This is a genomic window from Streptococcus oralis subsp. dentisani, assembly GCF_002096335.1.
GTDB classification, from domain to species: domain Bacteria; phylum Bacillota; class Bacilli; order Lactobacillales; family Streptococcaceae; genus Streptococcus; species Streptococcus oralis_Z.
This window is the reverse complement of record NZ_NCUW01000002.1, coordinates 1-5078: the sequence shown is the minus strand read 5'-3', so window position 1 is coordinate 5078 and position 5078 is coordinate 1. Positions and strand designations below refer to the sequence as shown.

Genomic DNA, 5078 nt, shown 5'->3' with positions numbered 1-5078 from the left:
TAATATTATCTGGGTCTTCATTGAATGTCTCCCAATTCTGTTTGCAGTTAAATATGGAATTGATTTATGGATTTGGTTGAGAGCTGTTCTAGGTAGAAAAGGGGTAGCTGTTCTATCAACTGTGATTAGTCTGGCAAATTTTGGTTGGTACGCTGTTACCGCCAATCTTTTTGCCAGCTCCATGATTCATTTGGGAAATAATTTTGGATTTGGTTTAGATAAGGGAGTATGGGCACCGATTCTAGGCACTCTCTGTGTTCTCCTTGGAACGCTGATTGCTCTTGGGGGTCCAGAGGTGATTAAAGGCACTAATCGCTTTCTAGTGGTAGCCTTGTTATTTGTTGGGCTAATCATCGTTGGAATCTGTTTTGTAGCCGTTCCGATTAGGGATATTATGAATGTCCAACCTGCCATTCAAGAAAATTTGACACCGATTGAACGTTTTATGATGTCAGGGGAAGGAAATGTGGCCGTAGCCTTTTCTTGGTCTACACAAGCCTTTGTCTTACCACGCTTGGCAAAATCAGAACGCAGTGGCTATTGGGCTACAGCATTATCGTATGGGGTTGTTGCGCCATTCTTCGCTGCGACAGGTGGAGTGATGGCTTTGGCCATGTTTGTCAAAACAGGTGTCTATGAAAGTGACCCAACGACAATGCTTTCAACGTTGAGCACTCCTGCCTTTGCGCTTTTAAGTCTACTATTAGTAGCTTTTGCTAATATTGGAACCCAAGGTACAGGATCGTACGTGAACTGTATGATTGTAAAAAGCGGGATGCCTAAAGTAAGCTATAAACTAATGGTTTGGATTGCCATGGTTTACGTGAGCCTACTCACCATCTGGGGAGGAGTGGATGAATACTTCGGTTCCTTCATCTCGCTGGCTGCCTATATTCAAGGCCCCATTATCGGAATGATCGTTGTAGACTACTTTATCTTAAGAAAACGAAAACTTGATTTGCGTTCAGCCTATTTCCTTGAAGGACATGACGCCTATGAGTTTACAAATGGTTTTAACTTGGTGGGATTATCTTGTGTAATCATTTCCTTGTTAGTTACGGTATTATTTGTTTACAACCCTATAACAAAGCATATCCAGAGTCCTATGTTTTTGCTCACAACTGGTAGTGGCTTTACTGCGATCTTTGGTGGTTTATTGTATTGGCTAGCTAGCTTAACCCCTTTAAAACACTATATGATCAAGGATCGAGATTCCGTTACGATTTAAGTTTAAGAGAGAAGGCTGTTTCTCTCTTTTTTTGTGATCAAATGTTACAAAATCTTGAAAAAGAGATGAAAGCGTTTGATAGTTTTTGTAAGAAAGTGTATAATTATAGTAGCAATAAAGAAGGAGAAGTCTCATGGCAGTTAAAGATTTTATGACCCGCAAGGTAGTTTATATCAGTCCAGATACGACTGTAGCACATGCAGCAGATTTGATGCGCGAGCAAGGCTTGCACCGTTTACCTGTTATCGAAAATGATCAATTGGTTGGTCTTGTAACAGAAGGAACCATTGCTGAAGCCAGTCCGTCTAAAGCAACCAGTCTCTCCATCTATGAGATGAATTATCTTCTCAATAAGACCAAAGTCAAAGACGTCATGATTCGCGATGTTATAACAGTCTCAGGTTATTCTAGTCTAGAGGATGCGACCTATCTCATGCTGAAAAATAAAATCGGTATTCTTCCAGTTGTGGATAATCAGCAGGTGTATGGAGTTATCACGGATCGTGATGTTTTCCAAGCCTTTTTGGAAATTGCTGGTTATGGAGAAGAAGGGATTCGTGTTCGTTTTATTACGGAAAATGAAGTCGGGGTTTTGGGCAAGATTGTGACCTTGATTGCTGAGGAAAATTTGAATATTTCACATACAGTTAATATTCCGCGCAAGGACGGCAAGGTCGTGATTGAGGTTCAAATTGATGGAACAAGTGATTTAACTTCTCTGAAGGAGAAATTTGAAGCGCAAGGTATCCAAGTAGAGGAAATTGCTCGAACCTCTGCTAAAAAGTTATAAATATGGAGGGTGAAAGCCCTCTTTTTTGTATACAATTTGAAATAACAAGCAAAATATGGAAAGAAATGAGAGAATGTGGTATAATGAAACGATGTGATAAAGGAGTATTTATGGACATTTCAGAAATTCGTCAAAAAATTGACGCAAATCGTGAAAAATTAGCTTCTTTCAGGGGGTCTCTTTGACCTCGAAGGCTTAGAGGAAGAGATTGCCATCTTGGAGAACAAGATGACAGAACCTGATTTTTGGAACGATAATATCGCGGCCCAAAAAACGTCGCAAGAATTAAATGAATTAAAAAACACCTACAACACCTTCCGTAAGATGGAAGAGTTGCAGGATGAAGTTGAAATTTTATTGGACTTTTTAGTAGAAGACGAGTCTGTACGTGATGAACTGGTTGAACAGTTGACAGAACTGGATAAGATGATGACCAGTTACGAAATGACACTTCTCTTGTCAGAACCTTATGACCATAATAATGCAATCTTGGAAATCCATCCAGGTTCAGGCGGGACTGAGGCTCAGGACTGGGGCGATATGTTGCTCCGTATGTATACTCGTTATGGAAATGCCAAAGGTTTTAAAGTGGAAGTATTGGATTATCAAGCAGGTGATGAAGCTGGTATCAAGTCGGTGACCTTGTTGTTTGAAGGTCCAAATGCATATGGCCTTCTCAAGTCGGAAATGGGTGTTCACCGTTTGGTCCGTATTTCACCATTTGACTCAGCCAAACGTCGCCATACCTCATTTACATCCGTAGAGGTTATGCCTGAGTTAGATGATACCATTGAAGTGGAGATTCGTGAAGATGATATCAAAATGGACACCTTCCGTTCAGGCGGTGCTGGTGGACAGAACGTCAATAAAGTTTCAACTGGCGTGCGTTTGACACACATTCCTACGGGGACAGTCGTTCAATCGACAGTCGATCGTACCCAGTATGGAAATAGAGATCGTGCTATGAAGATGTTGCAAGCTAAGCTCTATCAAATGGAGCAAGAAAAGAAAGCAGCAGAAGTCAATTCCCTCAAAGGTGAGAAAAAAGAAATCACTTGGGGAAGTCAGATTCGTTCTTATGTCTTTACACCTTATACTATGGTCAAAGATCACCGTACGAGCTTTGAAGTTGCCCAAGTAGATAAGGTTATGGATGGAGATCTAGATGGTTTCATCGATGCCTATCTCAAATGGAGAATCAGCTAAGATAGAAAGGAACTCACATGTCAATCATTGAAATGCGAGATGTTGTCAAAAAATATGATAACGGAACTACTGCTCTGCGTGGCGTCACTGTCACCATTGAGCCGGGAGAATTTGCCTACATCGTAGGACCTTCTGGAGCAGGGAAATCTACTTTTATTAGATCTTTGTATCGCGAGGTCAAAGTTGAAAAAGGCAGTTTAACAGTAGCAGGTTTTAATCTAGTTAAAATCAAAAAGAGAGACATTCCTCTCTTACGTCGGAATGTTGGAGTTGTTTTCCAGGATTACAAACTCTTACCGAAGAAAACTGTTTATGAAAATATTGCCTATGCAATGGAAGTAATCGGTGAGAACCGCCGTAATATCAAAAAACGTGTTATGGAAGTTTTGGACCTAGTTGGTTTGAAACATAAGGTTCGTTCATTCCCTAATGAACTTTCAGGTGGAGAGCAGCAACGGATTGCAATTGCTCGTGCAATTGTCAACAATCCGAAAGTCTTGATTGCTGATGAGCCGACAGGAAACTTGGACCCAGATAATTCTTGGGAAATTATGAATCTGTTGGAACGCATCAATCTCCAAGGTACTACAGTATTGATGGCTACCCATAATAGCCAGATTGTAAATACCTTGCGCCACCGTGTCATTGCCATTGAAAATGGCCGTGTCGTTCGTGACGAAGCAAAAGGAGAATATGGATACGATGATTAGTAGATTTTTTCGCCATTTATTTGAATCACTAAAAAGTTTAAAGCGAAATGGCTGGATGACAGTAGCAGCAGTGAGTTCGGTTATGATTACCTTGACGCTCGTGGCCCTCTTTGCATCCGTAATTTTTAACACAGCTAAACTGGCTACCGATATTGAAAACAACGTTCGTGTCATGGTTTACATTCGTAAGGATGTGGCAGATAACAGTGAAACGATTGAAAAAGAAGGTCAGACGGTTACCAATAATGACTACCACAAGGTCTATGACGCTTTGAAAGCTATGCCTGCTGTAAAAAGTGTTACCTTCTCAAGTAAAGAAGAGCAATACCAAAAATTGACTGAAACGATGGGGGATGATTGGAAGGTCTTTGAAGGGGACGCAAATCCTCTCTATGATGCCTATATCGTTGATACAAATTCTCCGAGTGATGTTAAAACGGTAGCTGAAGAAGCTAAGAAAATAGAGGGAGTATCAGAGGTTCAAGATGGTGGAGCCAACACTCAACGACTTTTCGAACTAGCTTCCTTTATCCGTGTTTGGGGATTGGTTATTGCAGGACTCTTGATTTTTATTGCAGTCTTCCTCATTTCCAATACTATCCGTATTACCATTATTTCGCGTAGCCGTGAAATTCAAATCATGCGTCTAGTAGGGGCTAAAAATGGCTACATTAGAGGACCATTCTTACTTGAAGGTGCCTTTATCGGTTTATTTGGTGCAGCTATTCCTTCAGTCCTTGTATTTTTTGTCTACAATATGGTTTACCAATCTGTCAATAAATCATTGGTAGGACAAAATCTATCCATGATTGCTCCAGATGTATTTATTCCTTTAATGACCCTCCTCTTGTTTGTAATCGGTATTTTCATCGGTTCGCTCGGTTCAGGAATTTCGATGCGTCGATTCTTAAAGATTTAAGAAAATAGGAGTGCCCATATTTTATAAAAGAGAAGTTTTAGGAACTTCTTTTTTTAGCTTCCAAAGTTACTAATCTTGTGTTTGATTGACATTGACTGAAAAGACTAGTAGTTCTCAATCCAGTACTAACACACAAAAGGCCCCCTTGTTGCTAAGGGAGCCTTTCTATATATCCTAATGAAGCAGATGATTTTACCTAATCTCTTCTTAAGAATTGATCTAAAT

General features: G+C 40.3%; 5 protein-coding genes. All 5 read left to right on the top strand.

Translation table 11 applies throughout. The annotated features are described in order from the left end of the window. Nucleotides 1-1228, top strand: a 1228-nt coding sequence (locus tag B7709_RS00050; protein ID WP_204956356.1) for a cytosine permease, incomplete at its 5' end; no start/stop codon positions are given. Between the two features lie 133 nt (nt 1229-1361). After that, the gene (locus B7709_RS00045; RefSeq protein ID WP_084970724.1) at nt 1362-2018 is read left to right on the top strand and encodes a CBS domain-containing protein; all 657 of its coding nucleotides are present in this window, start codon (nt 1362-1364) and stop codon (nt 2016-2018) included. Nucleotides 2019-2128: 110 nt separating this feature from the next. Then, a protein-coding gene (gene prfB / locus B7709_RS00035; protein WP_142358103.1) for a peptide chain release factor 2 occupies nt 2129-3224 on the top strand; the annotation gives its coding sequence in 2 pieces (ribosomal slippage) (nt 2129-2200 and nt 2202-3224; 1095 coding nt in all). A 17-nt stretch (nt 3225-3241) separates the two neighbouring features. Then, nucleotides 3242-3934: a cell division ATP-binding protein FtsE gene (gene ftsE / locus B7709_RS00030; protein ID WP_061454509.1), complete on the top strand. Its 693-nt coding sequence runs from the start codon at nt 3242-3244 to the stop codon at nt 3932-3934. Then, complete coding sequence (gene ftsX, locus B7709_RS00025; RefSeq protein WP_061454510.1) at nt 3927-4853, top strand: permease-like cell division protein FtsX; 927 nt, start codon at nt 3927-3929, stop codon at nt 4851-4853. The genes ftsE and ftsX overlap by 8 nt, the downstream gene beginning before the upstream one ends. The last annotated feature ends 225 nt before the right edge of the window (nt 4854-5078 follow it).